This is a genomic window from Brevibacillus laterosporus LMG 15441, from assembly GCF_000219535.2.
GTDB classification, from domain to species: domain Bacteria; phylum Bacillota; class Bacilli; order Brevibacillales; family Brevibacillaceae; genus Brevibacillus_B; species Brevibacillus_B halotolerans.
The window spans coordinates 1,405,320-1,422,989 of the sequence record NZ_CP007806.1; the positions used below are offsets into that span (position 1 = coordinate 1,405,320).

15 protein-coding genes, 1 tRNA gene and 1 pseudogene are annotated in these 17,670 nt (G+C 38.9%); 11 read left to right on the forward strand and 6 right to left on the reverse strand.

Annotated elements, in window-relative coordinates:
* Positions 1-146 precede the first annotated feature (146 nt).
* Positions 147-1,694 (reverse strand): recombinase family protein, encoded by a 1,548-nt coding sequence (locus BRLA_RS06505; protein ID WP_003338296.1) that lies wholly within the window; start codon positions 1,692-1,694, stop codon positions 147-149.
* Between the two features lie 177 nt (positions 1,695-1,871).
* On the opposite strand from BRLA_RS06505, the gene BRLA_RS24195 reads away from it, so the two are divergent.
* Together BRLA_RS24195 and BRLA_RS24535 are read left to right on the forward strand one after the other, a co-directional pair.
* The gene (locus BRLA_RS24195; protein WP_003338294.1) at positions 1,872-2,030 is read left to right on the forward strand and encodes a hypothetical protein; all 159 of its coding nucleotides are present in this window, start codon (positions 1,872-1,874) and stop codon (positions 2,028-2,030) included.
* Positions 2,031-2,530: 500 nt separating this feature from the next.
* Positions 2,531-3,301, forward strand: a complete 771-nt coding sequence (locus BRLA_RS24535) for a LolA family protein (RefSeq protein WP_003338293.1) — start codon at positions 2,531-2,533, stop codon at positions 3,299-3,301.
* 270 nt (positions 3,302-3,571) lie between these two features.
* Here BRLA_RS24535 and BRLA_RS06515 read toward each other — a convergent pair whose 3' ends face one another.
* Positions 3,572-3,976: a DUF3221 domain-containing protein gene (locus tag BRLA_RS06515; RefSeq protein ID WP_003338292.1), complete on the reverse strand. Its 405-nt coding sequence runs from the start codon at positions 3,974-3,976 to the stop codon at positions 3,572-3,574.
* A gap of 770 nt (positions 3,977-4,746) precedes the next feature.
* A complete protein-coding gene (locus BRLA_RS06520; RefSeq protein ID WP_003338291.1) occupies positions 4,747-5,844 on the reverse strand; it encodes an NTTRR-F1 domain in 1,098 nt (365 codons plus the stop codon).
* Between the two features lie 230 nt (positions 5,845-6,074).
* Here BRLA_RS06520 and BRLA_RS06525 point away from each other — a divergent pair.
* From BRLA_RS06525 to BRLA_RS06535, 3 genes and pseudogenes are all read left to right on the forward strand, one after another.
* Positions 6,075-6,368 (forward strand): annotated as a pseudogene (locus tag BRLA_RS06525) (sigma-70 family RNA polymerase sigma factor); the annotation flags it as partial.
* 182 nt (positions 6,369-6,550) lie between these two features.
* Positions 6,551-6,997, forward strand: coding sequence for a GNAT family N-acetyltransferase (locus BRLA_RS06530; RefSeq protein WP_003338289.1), 447 nt, complete (start codon positions 6,551-6,553; stop codon positions 6,995-6,997).
* 216 nt (positions 6,998-7,213) lie between these two features.
* Positions 7,214-7,657: an OsmC family protein gene (locus BRLA_RS06535; protein ID WP_003338288.1), complete on the forward strand. Its 444-nt coding sequence runs from the start codon at positions 7,214-7,216 to the stop codon at positions 7,655-7,657.
* A gap of 557 nt (positions 7,658-8,214) precedes the next feature.
* Here the strand turns inward: BRLA_RS06535 and BRLA_RS06545 are convergent.
* Positions 8,215-8,574: a L,D-transpeptidase gene (locus BRLA_RS06545; protein WP_003338287.1), complete on the reverse strand. Its 360-nt coding sequence runs from the start codon at positions 8,572-8,574 to the stop codon at positions 8,215-8,217.
* A 197-nt stretch (positions 8,575-8,771) separates the two neighbouring features.
* Positions 8,772-10,019, reverse strand: a complete 1,248-nt coding sequence (locus BRLA_RS06550; RefSeq protein ID WP_003338285.1) for a CynX/NimT family MFS transporter — start codon at positions 10,017-10,019, stop codon at positions 8,772-8,774.
* 276 nt (positions 10,020-10,295) lie between these two features.
* Here BRLA_RS06550 and BRLA_RS06555 point away from each other — a divergent pair.
* Both BRLA_RS06555 and BRLA_RS06560 read left to right on the forward strand, forming a co-directional pair.
* A tRNA-Ser gene (locus tag BRLA_RS06555) sits at positions 10,296-10,384 on the forward strand.
* 124 nt (positions 10,385-10,508) lie between these two features.
* On the forward strand, positions 10,509-11,933 hold the full coding sequence (locus BRLA_RS06560) for an IS1182 family transposase (protein ID WP_003336034.1): 1,425 nt from the start codon (positions 10,509-10,511) through the stop codon (positions 11,931-11,933).
* Between the two features lie 525 nt (positions 11,934-12,458).
* On the opposite strand, the gene BRLA_RS24200 is transcribed toward BRLA_RS06560, so the two are convergent.
* On the reverse strand, positions 12,459-12,629 hold the full coding sequence (locus BRLA_RS24200; RefSeq protein ID WP_003343153.1) for a hypothetical protein: 171 nt from the start codon (positions 12,627-12,629) through the stop codon (positions 12,459-12,461).
* A gap of 356 nt (positions 12,630-12,985) precedes the next feature.
* Between BRLA_RS24200 and BRLA_RS06565 the strand changes: the two genes are divergently transcribed.
* The 4 genes from BRLA_RS06565 (at position 12,986) to BRLA_RS06580 (ending at position 17,662) form a co-directional block, all read left to right on the forward strand.
* On the forward strand, positions 12,986-13,636 hold the full coding sequence (locus BRLA_RS06565; protein WP_003338283.1) for a hypothetical protein: 651 nt from the start codon (positions 12,986-12,988) through the stop codon (positions 13,634-13,636).
* Positions 13,637-13,849: 213 nt separating this feature from the next.
* A complete protein-coding gene (locus tag BRLA_RS06570; protein WP_003338281.1) occupies positions 13,850-14,983 on the forward strand; it encodes a conserved virulence factor C family protein in 1,134 nt (377 codons plus the stop codon).
* A gap of 14 nt (positions 14,984-14,997) precedes the next feature.
* The gene (locus BRLA_RS06575) at positions 14,998-15,423 is read left to right on the forward strand and encodes a peroxiredoxin family protein (RefSeq protein WP_119912780.1); all 426 of its coding nucleotides are present in this window, start codon (positions 14,998-15,000) and stop codon (positions 15,421-15,423) included.
* 613 nt (positions 15,424-16,036) lie between these two features.
* Positions 16,037-17,662: a peptide ABC transporter substrate-binding protein gene (locus BRLA_RS06580; RefSeq protein WP_003338279.1), complete on the forward strand. Its 1,626-nt coding sequence runs from the start codon at positions 16,037-16,039 to the stop codon at positions 17,660-17,662.
* The last annotated feature ends 8 nt before the right edge of the window (positions 17,663-17,670 follow it).

Genomic DNA, 17,670 nt, shown 5'->3' on the forward strand with positions numbered 1-17,670 from the left:
CACTATTGACTGTAAAATGGAAATTCTGATGCACCTACGTAGTTTGAAAAAAACCAAAAAGGATGTATCTTTGCATGATCCGATTGGAATGGATAAAGAAGGAAATGAATTGACACTTAGATGTTATCCATCTGAGTGTCAATTTTTTATTGAGGTAATTTAGGATACAGGGTTATCTCAAACTGGTCGTTTCGTTGATGCTTTTCCTTTCGATAGATCACTTTATCGAGGACTGATTTTATCAGATGATTCTTTTTAGCAGGGTCATCTGTTTTTTCATATAAATCTATTACTGTTTCAACCCTAGGAATCATGTCATGCTGCGCTTTTTCTTTTTGTAGTTCTAGACGCAATTCTTCTTGTGTTTGGATAATAGCTGCTTTTGTAGCGTCCATGCGTGATGTTATGCGGTGTGATCTGTCTACATATGTTTTTTCGTCATAAATTCCGCGTTCCAAAAGGTCATATAATTTAGACTTTTGATTTTCTAATTCCTTTCTTTCACGTGTGAGACTTTTTACAGCAAATTCCTTCAGTTTGATAGAGCTGGTACTTGATTCAGGCTCTTTATATGCATCCCAATTGGCTTTATATTGATTTAACCATTTCTTCAAATTTTTTATGATGGCGTTTTCTACATAATCAAAGCGGCTACTTTTATTTTTGCAACGCTGGTTATAGCATTTCAAATGTGGTGCATTATTACCATATGGGCGGTAAACCATAGATGATCCGCATAGATCACATTTGATAACACCAGCGAATGGGTTCGTAATGCCATTTACCAATTGATAAGGAACATGGTATTTCTTCTGTAAGATTTCTTGCGCTTTATAAAATAACGCTTCCGAAACTAAAGGTGCATGCTTTCCCTTTGCATCAATCCACTTTTCAGGAGGTCGAAGTTTTTTTTCGCTCTTTTTTGTTACATCTGTGGATTTCTTGTAGCTTGTTTTTTTCCACTGTACACGCCCGATGTAGACAGCGTTTTTTAATATGACTAGGACGGATGGGGCGGTCCATGTTTTTTCTGTATAAGTTCTATACCCAAGCTTGTTTAGTTGATTAGCGATATGACTTGTTCCAAGTCGTTTTTGGTAGTCATCATGTGCATACCATTCGAAGATCATTTTCACAACAGGTGCTTGTTCGGGATGGGGAATGAGGTATCGTTCTTTTCCCTTCTTTTCAATTAAATATCCATATGGTGGGCGAGTGCCTATGTAATTGCCATCTTCAATGGAACGAATGCGTCCGCCCTGTAGCCGACGATTAATGATTTTTAGCTCTTTACGAGCCATAAATGCTTCGAATTCGCTGTATTCTTCGTCCCACTCATCCTCTAGGTCATAGATTTTTCGGGGGGTAATGATTTTGGTTTTAGATTGGCGGAATGTTTCAAGAATCAGGCCTTGCTCCTGCATATTACCCCGTCCTAGGCGATCCATATCCATTACCAGTACAGCATCATATTCATGTGCTTGAACTTCTTTTAAAAGCTCTTGCATTTCTGGGCGATAGAGGAGACTTTCTCCAGAGACGATTTCCTCACGAATTCTGACGATATTTAGTTGTAATTGCTTTGCCACCTTCAGCAAGGCTTTTTTATGTTTTGCAAGGGTTTCCCCTTCACCACGGGATTCTGCTTCGAGGTCTGCTCGGGATTTGCGTAAATAAATAGCGATGCGTTTCATACGATACCTCCCAAAAAGCAAGATCATGCTTATGATAAATGAAATCCATTGACTTAAGCAAAATGAGTAGAAATAATTTGTAAAAAATCCTATATTGATGTGTTCGAATGTAGCAACAAAATCAGGATTGTCCCATTGCCATCACCTCATATAGATAAAGTGAGGAGGGATCATTACATGAAGTACGATATGTCCATTCAAGATGGTCAAACCATTGTGAATATCGTAGCTCCTCCCCCTATGACAGAGGAGGAAAAGCAAAAGGTTCTCCGTGATTATCACAACGCTGGCTGGGCCATTATCAAATCCCTTTATGCCAAAGATGCTTCGGTATGATCGCCCAATCTGGGCGTGATGTACAAGCTTATAAAAATTTCCTTCCTTTACACACACAGTATTGATTAATCCGTCAGATGTAGAACTGATCGTAAAAGGTGGATATTTCCTATTGTTATTTCATATCGTCCTTTCTCTTTTATATAATCTAAAATATGTTTCTTAAGCTGGAGGTATGTTTGGAGATTGCCAAGCGTACAGCTTCGTTTCACTCGCTAAAATAAAAGACCTCTCTAATGAAAGGTCTGAGGATCATTAAAATATTAATTCACAACCTTGGGGGTATCCACACATAGGTTTAGCTGCTGCATATGAACTAGTAGAAATAGAGAACACTAAAAATGCAGCAAATGCAATAGTCACAAACTTTTTCATTATGTCACCACTTTCATCAGGAACAAATATGTGTTGCTATTCTAAAAGAATTGTTGTCACAAAATCTCTGGTGCTGGATCAAATGAATAGACAGAAAAATGAAAAAAGAGAGGATGGCATTTTCGATGAAAAAGAAGCAAGCATTAGCAGCAGTATGTATGATGGCTGTCATGCTATCAACCACAGCCCCATATTGTCCAGTATTAGCAGAAGCCGTGAATAATAAGGCCAGTAAGGAAAAACAAACCTTACATATTGATCAGGTGATCGCAGAAATAAATCAAAAGAAGCCAATGTCTGTTTACTTTGAAGCAACAGACATTACTCATGAGCGTCAAAACGGGAAGACAGAGAAATTTACCAGATACACAAAACATTGGGATAATACAATAAAGGGCGAAGAGCGCATCGAAATAAGAGAGAATAGACAGATAAAGTATTCTGTCAGCAAAGCAGGCGAGACAACAAAGTATATAACAGGGGATAAGGAAGCGAGCCTTTATCAAAAGGGACTAAATACTGAAAATAATGTAATCAATAAAGTAAAAAAAGATTTGGACTTCCGAATTATTAATAAAAAGTATACTTCTCCTGATACGAAAAAGACCGTTCAGGTTGTAGAAGAGTCATTACTTAATCGACCGGTGTATCATATTTCTTTAAAAACGGAAATAGTAAGAAACGGGAAATCCAATGTATCCTATCAAGACTGGTGGATTGATAAAGAAACGGGCTTTCAATTAAAGTCTACTGGAAACTGGAATAATAACAGACAAACCCATGAGTATACAGTAACTAAAGTTAATTTTAAGCCTACATTTAGTGAAAAAGATTTTATATTTGAATTACCAGTAGGGGTAACGTTAGTAAACGAGGAAAGATTGAAAAAGAAATAAGAATGAAAAATAAGCACCCAAGGTGGATGCTTATTACTTTTTCTATCAAAGGGTACATACTTCTTAGATAGACGAATACCTAATACATGATAAATAGGCTATTCGAAATTACATAGATTTATATACCCATCAGCAAGGGAGTGAGCTCATGACTTACTCCCTTGCTGGTTGCTGTTAGGGGATTTTGACTTGCTAATAGTACATCGTACCAGAAAATTTTAGGTCGGATTTTTTTCTAACATACAAAAATGACAAGACAACAGTATGGTATTAATCGGCTACTCTTTCAATCGTAGGTGCAATTGCGATTGGAGGAATTGACAAAGTCCACGCTTTAGCAAATACATTCAACTTTTCACCCAGAACATAATGGTCACCAGCAGATACAGGGACTCTTAAAATTTTGTTTTGAGAAGCTAATTCCCACCAATTATCTTGATAAGAAAGTGCTTCTTCTTTTGTAGAAGTATTGGCTACAACCATGTATATGTCATCAATCGAAATAACGTAGCCAGTGAACGGTTGTTGTTCCTCTTGCTCAACAGCAGAAATAGAGGAATGCTGTAAAGAGGATTGATTTGAATCCGCAAAAGCAGGTGTTACCCCCATTGTGAATCCAAAGCCTAATGCAAGAGTGGTTACTACCGTTACTAATTTGTTTTTTGAAATTTTCATAATCAAATATCCTCCTTAAATTTTATCCGTACATAGTAGGGGTTCTATTCCTGTGTCGCAAAACCTTTATATATTCAAATATTTAACAAATTAGTCAAATTTATGGATGGTAAGGGATATCAGGAAAATTCTAAATTAGATTGCCATGTATAAATAGAAAATCATTCAAAATTATTGAGCATTCGGAAATGGGTGCTGATGTATAAGGTAAGAAAATTATTCGTTTTTGGGTTAGGATAGTGCCAATTGTAAGGTAAGCAACAGGAGGTTTTCTTCAAGTATTCAATTTAAGAAACTCCTGTTTGTTGTTTGTTGGATTATTCCTTTAGACACCCCTTATTGTGGTATAAAAATACATTCAGTACATTTGGTTTAATCTTTATGGATAATTCTATTAACTCTTTATTCTTTTACTAATAGCTCCATCTGCACAAACCTTATTATCCGTCAATCAATCTCTGTAAAATAAGCCTATCTCATTGAAAATTATCCTTTTTAGCATCCTTTATAAGGAAGGCCGGTTCTACATGTGATGTAGTAAAACCGGCGATTTTTGCTCGTATGAGCCTGATAGTAAAGCTGTGTGAAGATATCCTCAATATAAGTAAAAGCTTACATACTTGTATAGAATATAGCGTGAAATTACTCTAGGATGAATAAATCAGATTTTCATTAAACCTGAGTGGTATATAGACCTTACATTTTTATGGAGAATAAAAAGGAATAAAACAGCCGCTCAGGATTGAGTGGCTGCTTGAAAATGCTTATGACTATAATAAAGCTCCCGTAAAGGTGATCCCCCCGATTACTGTTGCCGAACCGCCACCAACAATATGGGCGGTAATCGAGTACGTAACATTACCGGTTCCAGGGGTTAAATCAACATGACTTATACTTGTGGTACCCAACGAATTTGCTCCTGTTCTTTGATCATCAGTGCTATAGATGACTGTTGTACCACGCATTATTCGAAATTGGATGATTGGATTACTAGCTCCGTTTTGCCAACCTATTGCTCCATTTAGCCAGATGCGATTTAATGCGGAACTTCCTGTGATAGTGATTGTTTTTAATGTGGTTGGGGTGCTAGTTAATGCAATGGATGAGCTACCACTAGTATTGGGATTATTCTCTGAAACTTGGAAATTTGAAAAGCTTCCAGTAGCCCCAGTCGGTCCAGTAGAGCCAGTTGGTCCAGTAGCCCCAGTTGGTCCAGTAGCCCCAGTCGGTCCAGTAGAGCCGGTCGGCCCGATAGCCCCAGTCGGCCCGATAGCCCCAGTCGGCCCGGTAGCCCCAGTCGGCCCGGTAGCCCCAGTTGATCCAGTATCGCCAGTCGGTCCAGTATCGCCAGTCGGCCCGGTATCGCCAGTCGGTCCGGTAGCCCCAGTAATCCCCCCACTAGTCTGTAACAATTCGATGTCATCAAGAATCACATCTGCTGTAGATAGTGCAGGAACCTTACTAATAATAAGTAATGCTTCAATAGCTGTAGCTGGTACAACAGCGGTTGTTTCATATATTGTAGTCCATATATTAGCTGTATTATCTGGAAGGTGGCCTACGGGAATTGTCAGATTAAGTCCAATACCAACAGGAATGTTTGCTGCATCTAAATAAATAAGTACAATATTTACCTGCGGGCTTATTAAATTCCCTGATTTTGCAATAGATAAAAACAATTCAAAACTATCTCCAGGTGTTACAGGTACTGTTTGAAACAATAAGCTATTAGCTGTACCTCCAAATAATAATGCACTAAAAAAACCACTGTGACTCTGTAAATCTGTAATCGCCGCATTTGTAAAACTCCATGGCAACAGAGTTCCTGATTCAAAATTACCATTTTCAACTATGTTACTAAAGGGCAAATAAATCACCACTTCCATCATAAGGTTTATTGGTACTGAAGCATTATATGTTGACTCTCCTATTTAAGAAAGGGCTAGTACCACTAGATAAAAATACAAATTTGAAAATGTGTACAGCTACCCGAAAATAAAAATCGAATGAATAAGGAAATTCGATAAAAGTAAACATGTCACGCGATGCTCTGCTTATTACAAAGAGGGGCTGATCATATAGATAACCTCAAGGGGTGAATGAAATTACCTTGATAGATGTTCTGGGCACAGAAACAGATGAGGTAGTAGATGCGGTCCAGCTAAAGCTGGAAAGCAATAAGATTTATCAGCATATTCATATTTTAGATGAACGTGAGAAAGAGGTCATCATCGGTCGTTTTGGCCTAGATCAAGACAAGGAAAAAACACAGCGGGAAATAGCGCGTGAATTGGGGATTTCTCGCTCATATGTATCTCGTATTGAAAAAAGAGCATTGATGAAGCTGTTTCACGAGTTTTATCGAACGAAACAGACGCAGGGCGGGAGATGATTTGATCGTGGGGGAGTACAAGAGAAACGTCAATCGAACACTCCCCCAAAAATTTCACCATTGATCCGTACCTTTGTTATTTACATGCTTAGAACCAATACATAGAAAAGTTCAAGTATTGAAACTTTTTTTATTGATGGTTTACTTAACGTTTAAGGAAAAGAACATAAGGGATGTGGCATATGATTACGAATCTTCATGTAAGCGACGAAGAAATAGCTAAAAAAATTCTTAACGTACAAATTCCTGCATATAAAATAGAGGCAGAGATCATTCATTTTTACGGAATTCCTCAGTTAAAAGACACAGTTGAAACCATTCGTACATGCAATGAAAATTTTTTAGGCTATCTGTTAGAGGAAGAATTAGCAGGGGTTATTTCTTATACAGTGGATCAAAATCATTTGGAAATCTGTCGATTAGTGGTTCATCCCAACCATTTTCGAAAAGGCATAGCCAGAAGCTTGGTGGGTTATGTAATAGAGAATGTGGCCAAAGGAAAGAAAACAACAGTTAGTACTGGTGCAAAGAATATTCCGGCGAAAAAGCTCTATTCGATGTTTGGATTTATAGCAGTGCAAGACATTGAAGTTGCACCTAATGTTTTTATTACATTATTAGAAAAATAGACAAATAAGTATGGTTCATGATGAACGAATGAAATCTCGTTCGAGAGGAATCCAAAATATTACATGTATGCTAGTCTTGGTCAGTCTGGAAATCTTGTAATTGTGATGTGTAGATAAAGGTGTTAAAGGCCATTAAATTTACATTAGGATGATCAGAGAAAAAGTGATATAATTTGATTATTCAGTCATTTATTCAATGATAAGGAAGTGTTCAGAATGCCTGTTCAAACATTCAAAGCAACTTCACATTTGCAAGATGGAATGGTCGTTAAAGCCCGCTCCAGAAATTTTGAGTTGACGATTGATGAACCAAAAAGCTTAGGTGGGACTGATACTGGAATGAATCCTGTAGAAGTGGTGCTTTCCGCATTAGGTGCCTGCCAATCTATCGTTGCTAGAGTATATGCCAAAAAATTTGACATTCATCTTGATGATTTTTGGGTAGAGGTAGAAGGTGATCTCGATACAGATGGTTTCATGAATAAATCTGATGTTCGTCGTGGATATTCTGAGATCAGATACACCTTTCATGTCAAAACTGATGCTCCAAAAGAACGAGTAGAATCATTTGTAGAATTTTTAGAGCGAACTTGTCCAGTTGGAGACACAATTGCTAATCCGGTGAACCTAAAATTAAACGGAATTATTATTGAAGCCTGATCTATAAAATACGTAAATGATACTAGCGGTTGTAAAGGCACCTCTTACAGGTGCTTTTTCATTTTTATAAATATAACGTTAAGATGATAGCTATACAGGAATCGACTAGTCTCCTGATAGTAAGAAGATCTTCCATGTAACAAAAGAAATTACAATTAGGTTTACTTTTGGTAGTAGATTAAAATAAAATAAGATATAACTTCTTTCAATTAAATACTTCGATGAGGAGTGTGGTTACTAATGAATGTCTACACCGAACCTCCTAAAAGATGCCCAGTTTGTAAGAACCAAAAGCTTCACAAAACCGAAAGCCGCATTCAGGTATTCGACGATCTTGTAGACGGAGAGCCAAGAAAAATAGAGGTAAAACGCCAAAGATACAGATGTCCGAATTGTCTGACTAAGTTGTGGGACAAGGTTCACGGAGCATGTTCATATCGAAGGAAAACGTACACATTTATGGAAAGAGAGCAAAATATCCGCAAAGAAAAAAACATTCGATAACAGAATCGTATGTTGAGAAAGAAGAGATTCTGAACGACTCAATGATTTTATGATCACTCTCTACGTATATAAACAGGTGTTCCGATTGGCACTAGTTTGGCAAGGGTCTCTACGTCACGATTATACATACGAATACAGCCGTGTGATACATATTTTCCGATGGAGGCTGGATTGTTGGTACCGTGGATTCCGTAGTGAGGTTTGCTCAGACCCATCCAATATGTACCAAACGCACTTAAGGGACCGCCTGGGTAAGAATATGGATAAGGGACTTTGCTAATAATGGTAAAATTCCCGTACGGTGTTGATGTAGCGATTTTACCTAAAGCTACTGGGTATGATCGAACGAGCTTGTTTCCATTGAATAAATATAATTTTCGCTTAGATATGGAAACATGGATGTGATAAGACAAAAGACATCACCCCCTTCCTTTAGCGTTATACATTTTATGCGTAAGAAGTGAAAGGGTAACAAATCCTTGTGTATGATTCTAAGGATAGCTTGAACAAAGAAAAGATCGAAAAACTCCCTACCAGGATTGATTTAGATTCGTAATATGAACAAGAAATAGGGTAAGCTTATGGGAGCTTACCCTATTTCAGACTCTATTTATGAGGAATGACTAGTTTTTTCCGATGTATCTAGCTGTGTTACATAAGCATCTTTACCTGCACCTAGACCCACGAGTAGCTGTAGGAAAATAACCACAATAATCCCAAGCAGAGAAGGATTCCAATCATTCGTGACATCGTGTAAAAATCCAAACAAAATAGGACCACAAGCTGCTAGTGTATACCCTATTGACTGGGCCATACCAGATAACTCTGCTGATACCATAACGTTGGGAGCGCGCAGGGCAAACATAGTGAGAGCCAGACTGATACTTCCACCCTGCCCTAATCCAATAAACATAATCCATAGAAACAACAAAGCGTCATTACCTAAAAGAAGCCCTGTAAAGCCAATCATGCCAAGCAGCGAAACGAGAGCGGCTAGTCCACTCTGATTCCTACTGCGACCAGCTATCATTGGAACAATAAAACTAACTGGTAAACTGACAAATTGCATGAGAGACAAAATCCATCCTGCTGATTCGGCACTATAGCCACGATCGATTAAGATAGCCGGTAACCATGAAATACTTACGTAAAAAGCTAATGACTGCAAGCCCATAAAGAGTGTGACCTGCCAAGCAAGAGGACAACGCCAAATGCTTTTTCCAGACACCTTATCTATTGATGACTTTTGCGGAATATGTAGAGAGTGAAGCTGAGGAATCCATATCAATGTAGCCACAATGCTCAGAAAGACCACACTGAATAGCGAGCCTCTCCACCCAACCTGTAATCCGTGTGCAATCGGTACACTAAGTCCAGATGCTAGTGCGGCAAAGATCCCCATTGATAGAGAATAAGCGCCCGTCATAATTCCAATGTTATGGGCAAAATCACGTTTGATTAGGCTAGGTAACAAGACGTTTCCGACTGCGATTGCTGACCCAATCAAAGCGGTACCAACAAATAGAAAAATAGTTGAAGGAAAGTAGCGTAAGAGAATACCTAGGCTAAGTACAAGTAGCCCAATAAATAAAGTTTTTTCCATACCAAATTGACGGGCTAGTTTTGGGGTAATGGGAGATAGGATTGCAAAAGCAATTAAAGGCAGGGTAGTTAACATTCCAGCAGTAGTGCCAGATAGACCTGTTGTATGAAGAATATCACCAATCAGAGGTCCAACTGCTGTTATGGCAGCACGGAGATTGGCGGCAATTAAAATAATTCCGACAACGGTAAGGATTGTCCGGATTTTTGACTGATGTGCATGGATACGATTCGACTTATATGGCTGCGTATTCATTTAATCCTGTCTCCTTCCCAAGCATATAGGATCTGCTGTGGTCTAGTTATAGATGAGCAGGCGATTGCCTCCATGGTGTCTGCATCTTGGATGATAATATAATGTAGATGGTACCATATAATGGATATTGACTCAAAGAGAAAGGTTCTTACATGTGTAAGTGATTTTTTTAGTACTTCAAAAAAATATAAAAAAATTTTATTTCACTCTTGCTAAATAAATTTACATCAGTTATAATAGATTTTGTTGAGAGGTTGTTACCAACATTTACTACACGGAGGGATACCGAAGTGGTCATAACGGGGCGGTCTTGAAAACCGTTAGGCGGCAACGTCACGGGGGTTCGAATCCCTCTCCCTCCGCCATACTTTATAGAAAAGCCGATGAAGATAATTCATCGGTTCAGCGTGTAGACAAAATACCGAAAGGTATGAAGGTCTGCACGCTTTTTTGTTGAATGTATGAATATAGTGGAAAGGAGTGAGTTTCTTGTTAAAAAGACAAGATGCAGAAGCCCGTTACCAACTGTCTGTTGTTTCATTAGATGAGCTTGTCCCTTCTAATCATTTAGTTCGTAAAATTGAGAAAGCAATTGATTTTACTTTTATATACGACCTTGTAAAAGACAAATACTCGCAAGATAATGGGAGACCGAGTGTCGACCCTGTTGTATTAATCAAGATCGTATTTATTCAATATTTATTTGGAATAAAATCTATGCGTCAGACAATCAAAGAACTGGAAACGAATGTAGCTTATCGGTGGTTTATCGGTTATGACTTCACTCAACCAATTCCTCATTTCTCTACCTTCGGTAAAAATTATGCTCGTCGTTTTCAAGATACAGACCTCTTTGAAACCATTTTCGCACATATTCTTGGACAAGCTCTTAAGCATCGATTTGTTGATCCTTCTGTTATGTTTATTGATTCTACTCATGTAAAGGCTAATGCTAATAAGAAGAAATACATAAAGACTATAGTTGAACAAGAGCCTAAAAAATATCTATCTTATTTAACAGACGAATTAAATCAGGATAGGATCGATCACGGAAAGAAGCCCTTGCCAAAAAAGTCTGAGTATATAAAAAAGGAAGTGAAGTTGAGCACTACTGATCCTGATAGTGGTTGGTTTATTAAGGATGAAAAAGAAAGATTATTTGCATATTCTTTCCATGCCGCAAGCGATAAGAACGGATTCATCTTAAGTGCAAAAGTAACAGCTGCTAATGTTCACGACAGCCAAATGTTCCAAGATGTTTTAAGTCAAGCTATTCATCAAGTAGGAAAACCGTATGCAGTAGCAGTAGATGCAGGCTATAAAACTCCTTATATTGCTAAAACCCTCATTACGTCTGGTATACGTCCTGTAATGCCGTATACGCGACCACGTACAAAGGATGGATTCTTTAAGAGATACGAATATACTTATGATGAATATTATGATTGCTATATTTGTCCTGCAAATGAAATATTATCTTATGAGACAACAACCCGTGAGGGGTATCGAATGTACAGATCGAATCCATCAATCTGCAAAGATTGTTCCTTTCGGAACCAATGTACAAATAGCAAGGATTCAGTGAAAAAAATTAGTCGTCATATATGGACGGAATACATAGAAGAAGCTGATCATCTTAGACATACGCCAAAAAATAAAGAAATCTATTCAAGAAGAAAAGAAACGATTGAACGAGTATTTGCAGATTTAAAGGAAAAGCATGGCTTGAGATGGACCACTTTACGAGGGATTAAAAAAGTGACCATGCAGGTGATGCTTGTTTTTGCTTCTATGAATTTAAAAAAGCTCGCTACTTGGCTCTGGAATCCTGAAAAGGAGAAGCGTAAGCTTCTTCAATTACTGACTTTTTACCAACAAAAAATAAAACAAACTCTCCTTATATCAGTAGCATAAGAAGAGTTTGTCCACAGTCTGAGCCGATGAAGATAATTCATCGGTTTTTTTGTGTTTTATAAGATAGGCGTCTGTCATGTTAGTGGGAGGCATCAAAGCTTGATCTGTCGATAGGAAGATAAGATAACAAATAGATGATGACGACCGTTCCTACTAGAATTACTAGAGCGCTTAGATTTGAAGAAAGGAGGGTAAAAAGCTACTTACGATATCAGAAATGCCTCCTAAAACAAATACTCGCCCATCTACATAGCATGATGAGCATAAAGACAAGAAAAAGGCATAGCTAAAGTTTTTGATCAGTACCCTTTACCTTGGTATATGTTTCCTGACACGGATCAAGAATGTAGCGTCTGATTGGATCTGCTATCATCTGAAGGCGAAATAGAAAAATTGAGGATAATACCAGCTTTGTATATAGCAAAACGCTCCCTTGCTAAATAAAAGGGAGCGTTTCATTGGACATATGCTGCTGATAACATGTTGTGGATCACCTGCCATATCTATTGCAAAGAAGATAGCTTCTTATACTGCTCGAACGTGGTAAAAGGAGAACATAATTTTGGTCGCTAGGGCTTTTGATTTTTCAATAGCCAATACCTTTGCTTTGCGAGCGGCGTCCAACATGCTGTTCGCTTCTACACGTTCTTCCCATCTGTTCGTTTTTGTTTCGAACAAAAATGTGTACGTCCTCATCACTCTTTCAACTCCTATTTATATTCTTACTTGTTTATACGATGCAGAAACAAATAAGTTTCAAAAAGTTTGGTAATACAAGAGGCTTTCTACTTCCTATTATGATCCAAAATAAGGAAAAAGATAGGAGGTAATTGTTAATTATTTTTGAACATTTAGAAAAAATATCATGATTGGTAAAAGGGAGATAGCTAGTGTGATACTAAAAACAGCACGAACTATTCTATTCCAAAAAAAGAAAAAAGATACCATTTACGCCCTGTTTTTTTTAAAAAGGCAAAAAAGACAATCGAACCTCACCATCTGCCGTTTCGCTTCATGTACATTGAAATAAGATAAGGTAGGAGGTGAAATCAATGAGTCACGAACTTATTGTTGACCCGCGGGTCTTTCCTCCGACTTCGCAACCGTCTTATAAAAGTTATAGTGATTGGGCGATAGAATGGTGGCAATGGGCTTTTTCCATTCCAAAGGCTATTCATCCATTATTGGACCTAACTGGCGACTACTCAGAAGTGTATCAAATGAAACAACACGAAAGACCCGTTTGGTTTTTGGCTGGAAGTTACAGTGGACGCCCAGCGAATCGTACATGTACGATTCCACATACAAAGCCGATCTTTTTCCCCGTATGTAGTGCAGTCAGTAATGACCTTCTTTTACCGAAAATAACAGGAATGCCCCTAGATTTATCCGGTGGTGCAAAATATCTAGCAGACCATATTGTAGAAGCAAACGTTATTTTGGATGGATATCCAATAAAAACGGAAGTGTATCGTGTTTCTTCTCCAATTTTCCCCATTCAGCTACCTTATGATAATCTTCTTGACATAGAGGTTCCTGTTGGTACATGTAAAAAGGCGAATGCAGCTACCGATGGTTTTTGGCTCATGCTAAAACCATTAAGCATTGGAGTTCATCAATTACAGATACGTGGTAAAATGAAGCTTCCTGATATGCCAGACCCATATGTGACAGAGGTAACATACGAATTGCTAGTTCAATAAGGAGAATAACAACAGTAAAAATGGGTGAGAAAGTGACCCATTTTTGTCTTACATAAATGAACAATCAAAAGCAACGAAAGATGCTCCAAACTGTCAGTGAAGTTTTATTGGCTGGATTATCCTATGCTATACTAGCGAAAAGCATGCGTAACGCTGGAGATATCGCTTACTTGAGACAATCACTTATCATGAAAAAAAGGGGGAGTTGAGCTAATGAAAATTCGCTCCATTGAACCAACACCAAGTCCTAATACCATGAAGCTGACGTTAGATGAACAGCTTCCGAATGGTGTTCAACATAATTTTACCCAAAAAACAAAAGGACAGGCCCCGCAGTATATCCAAAAGCTGTTAGGTATTGAAGGAGTGAAAGGGGTTTTTCAGGTTGTAGACTTTATTGCATTAGAACGATTGTCAAATGCAGCTTGGCAACCAATACTAGCGGAAGCGAAAGAGATATTGGGTGCTGAAGAAATGAGTAGCAATGATTGGGCTCATAATCAGGAAGAAGCACCTGCCTTTGGCGAATTACAAGTATATGTACAAATGTTTAGAGATATTCCTATGCAGGTAAAGGTTATTGCAAATGGAGAAGAAACCCGTACGGGACTTCCAGAACGGTTTGCAAAAATGGCCATGCAGGCTGGAGTTAGTTCCCCGAACTTAATTACAGAGCGTCAGTGGGTTGAGCAAGGCGCACGTTATGGAAATGCAAAGGAAGTCGGTGAGGAAGTAGCGCAGGAATTAGATGCTGCTTATGACGAGGCGCGTTTACAAGCGTTACTGCAAGTAGCATTAGCTCAAGGGGGACAACAGGAGCTGCCAAAACCACAACCACCGCTAAAGGTGACGATAGAAATGTTTACCGATCCTGATTGGCGTAAACGCTATGCTGTATTAGAGCGAATGGAGCCAACGGAAGAAGACCTTTCACTGATGAAAAAAGCATTGGAGGATGAGAAAGCGTCTATACGTCGCTTGGCTGTTGTTTATTTGGGGATGATTGGGACAGAAGAAGTTCTTCCTTTGTTGTATCTAGCCTTACGGGATGCTTCGCCTTCCGTTAGAAGAACAGCAGGTGACACCTTATCTGACTTAGGAAATCCTAAAGCGATCCCAGCGATGATCGAAGCTTTGCGTGATTCCAATAAATTGGTTCGTTGGCGTGCTGCTCGTTTTCTATATGAAGTAGGCGATGAATCAGCCTTGCCAGCTCTACACCAAGCTGAAGAGGATAGGGAGTTTGAAATTAGCTTGCAAATTAAATTAGCTATTGAGCGAATCGAGGGTGGAGAAGAAGCAAGCGGGACAGTGTGGCAACAAATGACGAACCGCTCAAGAGAGTAGAGGGGGGAGATCATATGGGGAAAAAAGGTTTAGCAATCGGGCATAAAGCTCCAGATTTTGCACTGGAATCCACCAAAGGAACGATCAGGCTAGATCAATATGCGGGTAAGCCTTTGCTTCTTTTATTTATTCGGGGAACCTGGTGTCCGAATTGTCGTAAACAGTTGGAAGCCTTACAGACTGCCTGTACCCGTTTTGACAAGCTAGGTGTACCTATTGTTATTATTGCGGGTCAAAAATTACAAAATCTCATGCAGTATGCCGATAGCACCAAGCTGCCATTTCCCATGCTCTCAGATTCAACTCGTGAAGTAATAAAAGCGTATGAGGTGTTTACTCCTATCAAATGGGATTCTTTTCGGATTGCTGTTCCGAGCGCGTATTTATTGGACAAGGAACAGGTTATCCGCTATGCCTATATCGGCAGTTCCTCAGTTTGACAGACCAGGCGTAGAGGAATTGCTAGAGGAAGTGCAAAGACTCATAGCGGAGCCATAGCAAGCCCTAAGCATAAGTAGAAAAAACGGTAGTAGTAAAAGGCGTTCGTGTTGTTACGGGCGTCTTTTTGTGTTGAAATCAGATTATTTCTTTTACAACATGGATTAGAGAAGTACATCGCTAAACAAACTATTGGTAAGCTAGGTAAAATGGTCTTTGATTGATTCAAGACTAGCTGAATAGAAAAGATTGTTTTCTTTATGCATAAAATATTCACCCGTAGAAAGATACTCTATATAGATTCCTCATTGGCCACCAGCCTTTTCCGTCATTTCCAGCATCTGTGCTCCAAGTGGTCTTATCATGAAAATATCACCATCGTTTGATTACATTTGTATATACATGAATAAACGAATCCACTATAATAATAAAAAGTTTTCACTGAAGGCATGAGCCGAAAAGCGCATTAGGACAAGAAAATATACCGTTGATGGTATGAATGATTATGCAAAAATTCGATTTCTTACTCTAATGGTAAAGTGCTTTTCCTTGAGAACCTCGTGAAGAAAGATCGAAATGATTTTTTGCTATTTGAAAAATGAGGAGTGTAAACCGATGAAGCGATTTCCCATCCGTTCCCTCTGTACTATCCTGCTTCTGTCTTCCGTGCTAGCGGGGTGTGGTGTAGTTAGTACAAACAGTTCCGATTCAACTTCTAAACCTGAAAAGACAGCAAATGCTGGAACGAAGGAACAGAAATTACGCCTCAATATTAAAACCGAACCGCCAACTGCTGACCCAGGTTTAGCACAGGACGCTATTTCCATGGCTGTTGCCCGCTCCGCCTTTGATGGTTTGTTCCGTTTGGGCGAGGATGGCAAGCTGCATGAATCAGTAGCAGAGAGCTATACGATTTCAGACGATTTGAAAACCTATACATTCAAATTGCGCAACTCTACATGGTCAAATGGTGATGCGGTTACCGCAAAGGATTTTGAATATGCTTGGAAACGTGTCTTAGATCCGAAAACAGGCTCTGAGTATGCCTACCAGCTTTATTATATTAAGAATGGTCAAAAGGCCAATGCCAAAGAGGTAACATTAGATCAAGTAGGTGTAAAAGCGCTTGATGATAAAACACTGGAGGTACAGCTAGAAAATCCAACTCCTTTCTTCCTGGAGTTACTGTCCTCCGTGACCTACTATCCAGTGAACCAAAAGGTGGTAGAGGCTAATGAGAAATGGGCAAATAATGCGTCCACACTAGTTGGAAACGGCCCATTCATTATGAAAGAATGGCAGCATAAATCTAAGATTACATTTGAGAAGAATCCTACGTATTGGGATAAAGCGAATGTAAAATTGGAAAAGTTAGAGTTTAACATGATTGAGGATTCTACAACAGAATTGAGCATGTATGATAACAACGAGCTAGATTGGTCTGGTTCTCCCCTAGGAGATATTCCGTCAGATGCGATTGGTGCATTAAAAGATAAATTACATACTCAAGCGACAGCGGGAACGTACTGGTATGTATTTAACACCAAAAAAGCCCCATTCAACAATAAAAAAATACGTCAAGCATTTGCCTATGCGATCAATCGTCAGGCACTGATTGATAACATTGTGCAAACGGGGGGAACAGCGGCACTTGGAATCCTACCTCCATCCATGTCATTAAACCCTAGTGGTTATTTTACAGATAATAATATTCCGAAAGCGAAACAACTGTTAGCAGAAGGCTTAAAAGAAGAGAAGCTGACAAAATTACCAGAAATCGAGCTTTTGTATAATACGGATGAGTTACATGCAAAGCTTGCGCAAGCTATACAGGATCAATGGCGCAAAACCTTGAACGTAGAAGTGAAACTGAAAAACATGGAGTTAAAAGTAGTGCGTGAAGCGATGAAGGAAGGCTCCTTCCAAATTGCACGTGCTAGTTGGATTGGTGATTTTAATGATCCAATTAATTTTTTGGAGGTATTTAAAGCAGAAGGTGGTAGCAACAAATCTGGATGGTCTAATCCAACATATACCGAGCTTTTAGCCAAGTCTTCAGCGGAAGGTAATCAGGAGAAACGTAGGGAGCTATTAAAACAAGCTGATACGATGCTCATGAATGAAATGCCAGTCACTCCGATCTACTATTACACATATAAATGGTTACAAAAGGATGATGTGAAAGGCGTAGTCATCGACGCACTAGGCTTCGTCGATTATAAATACGCCCGTCGCGAGTAGAAAGGGAG

What these genes read in the sequence shown, in the direction of transcription:
- BRLA_RS24195 (WP_003338294.1), top strand. Translation starts at nt 1,872, where the DNA reads ATGAAGTACGATATGTCCATTCAAGATGGTCAAACCATTGTGAATATC.
- BRLA_RS06570 (WP_003338281.1), top strand. Translation starts at nt 13,850, where the DNA reads ATGAAAATTCGCTCCATTGAACCAACACCAAGTCCTAATACCATGAAG.
- BRLA_RS06530 (WP_003338289.1), top strand. Translation starts at nt 6,551, where the DNA reads ATGATTACGAATCTTCATGTAAGCGACGAAGAAATAGCTAAAAAAATT.
- BRLA_RS06565 (WP_003338283.1), top strand. Translation starts at nt 12,986, where the DNA reads ATGAGTCACGAACTTATTGTTGACCCGCGGGTCTTTCCTCCGACTTCG.
- BRLA_RS06575 (WP_119912780.1), top strand. Translation starts at nt 14,998, where the DNA reads ATGGGGAAAAAAGGTTTAGCAATCGGGCATAAAGCTCCAGATTTTGCA.
- BRLA_RS06505 (WP_003338296.1), bottom strand. Translation starts at nt 1,694, where the DNA reads ATGAAACGCATCGCTATTTATTTACGCAAATCCCGAGCAGACCTCGAA.
- BRLA_RS24200 (WP_003343153.1), bottom strand. Translation starts at nt 12,629, where the DNA reads ATGAGGACGTACACATTTTTGTTCGAAACAAAAACGAACAGATGGGAA.
- BRLA_RS06515 (WP_003338292.1), bottom strand. Translation starts at nt 3,976, where the DNA reads ATGAAAATTTCAAAAAACAAATTAGTAACGGTAGTAACCACTCTTGCA.
- BRLA_RS06535 (WP_003338288.1), top strand. Translation starts at nt 7,214, where the DNA reads ATGCCTGTTCAAACATTCAAAGCAACTTCACATTTGCAAGATGGAATG.
- BRLA_RS24535 (WP_003338293.1), top strand. Translation starts at nt 2,531, where the DNA reads ATGAAAAAGAAGCAAGCATTAGCAGCAGTATGTATGATGGCTGTCATG.
- BRLA_RS06550 (WP_003338285.1), bottom strand. Translation starts at nt 10,019, where the DNA reads ATGAATACGCAGCCATATAAGTCGAATCGTATCCATGCACATCAGTCA.
- BRLA_RS06580 (WP_003338279.1), top strand. Translation starts at nt 16,037, where the DNA reads ATGAAGCGATTTCCCATCCGTTCCCTCTGTACTATCCTGCTTCTGTCT.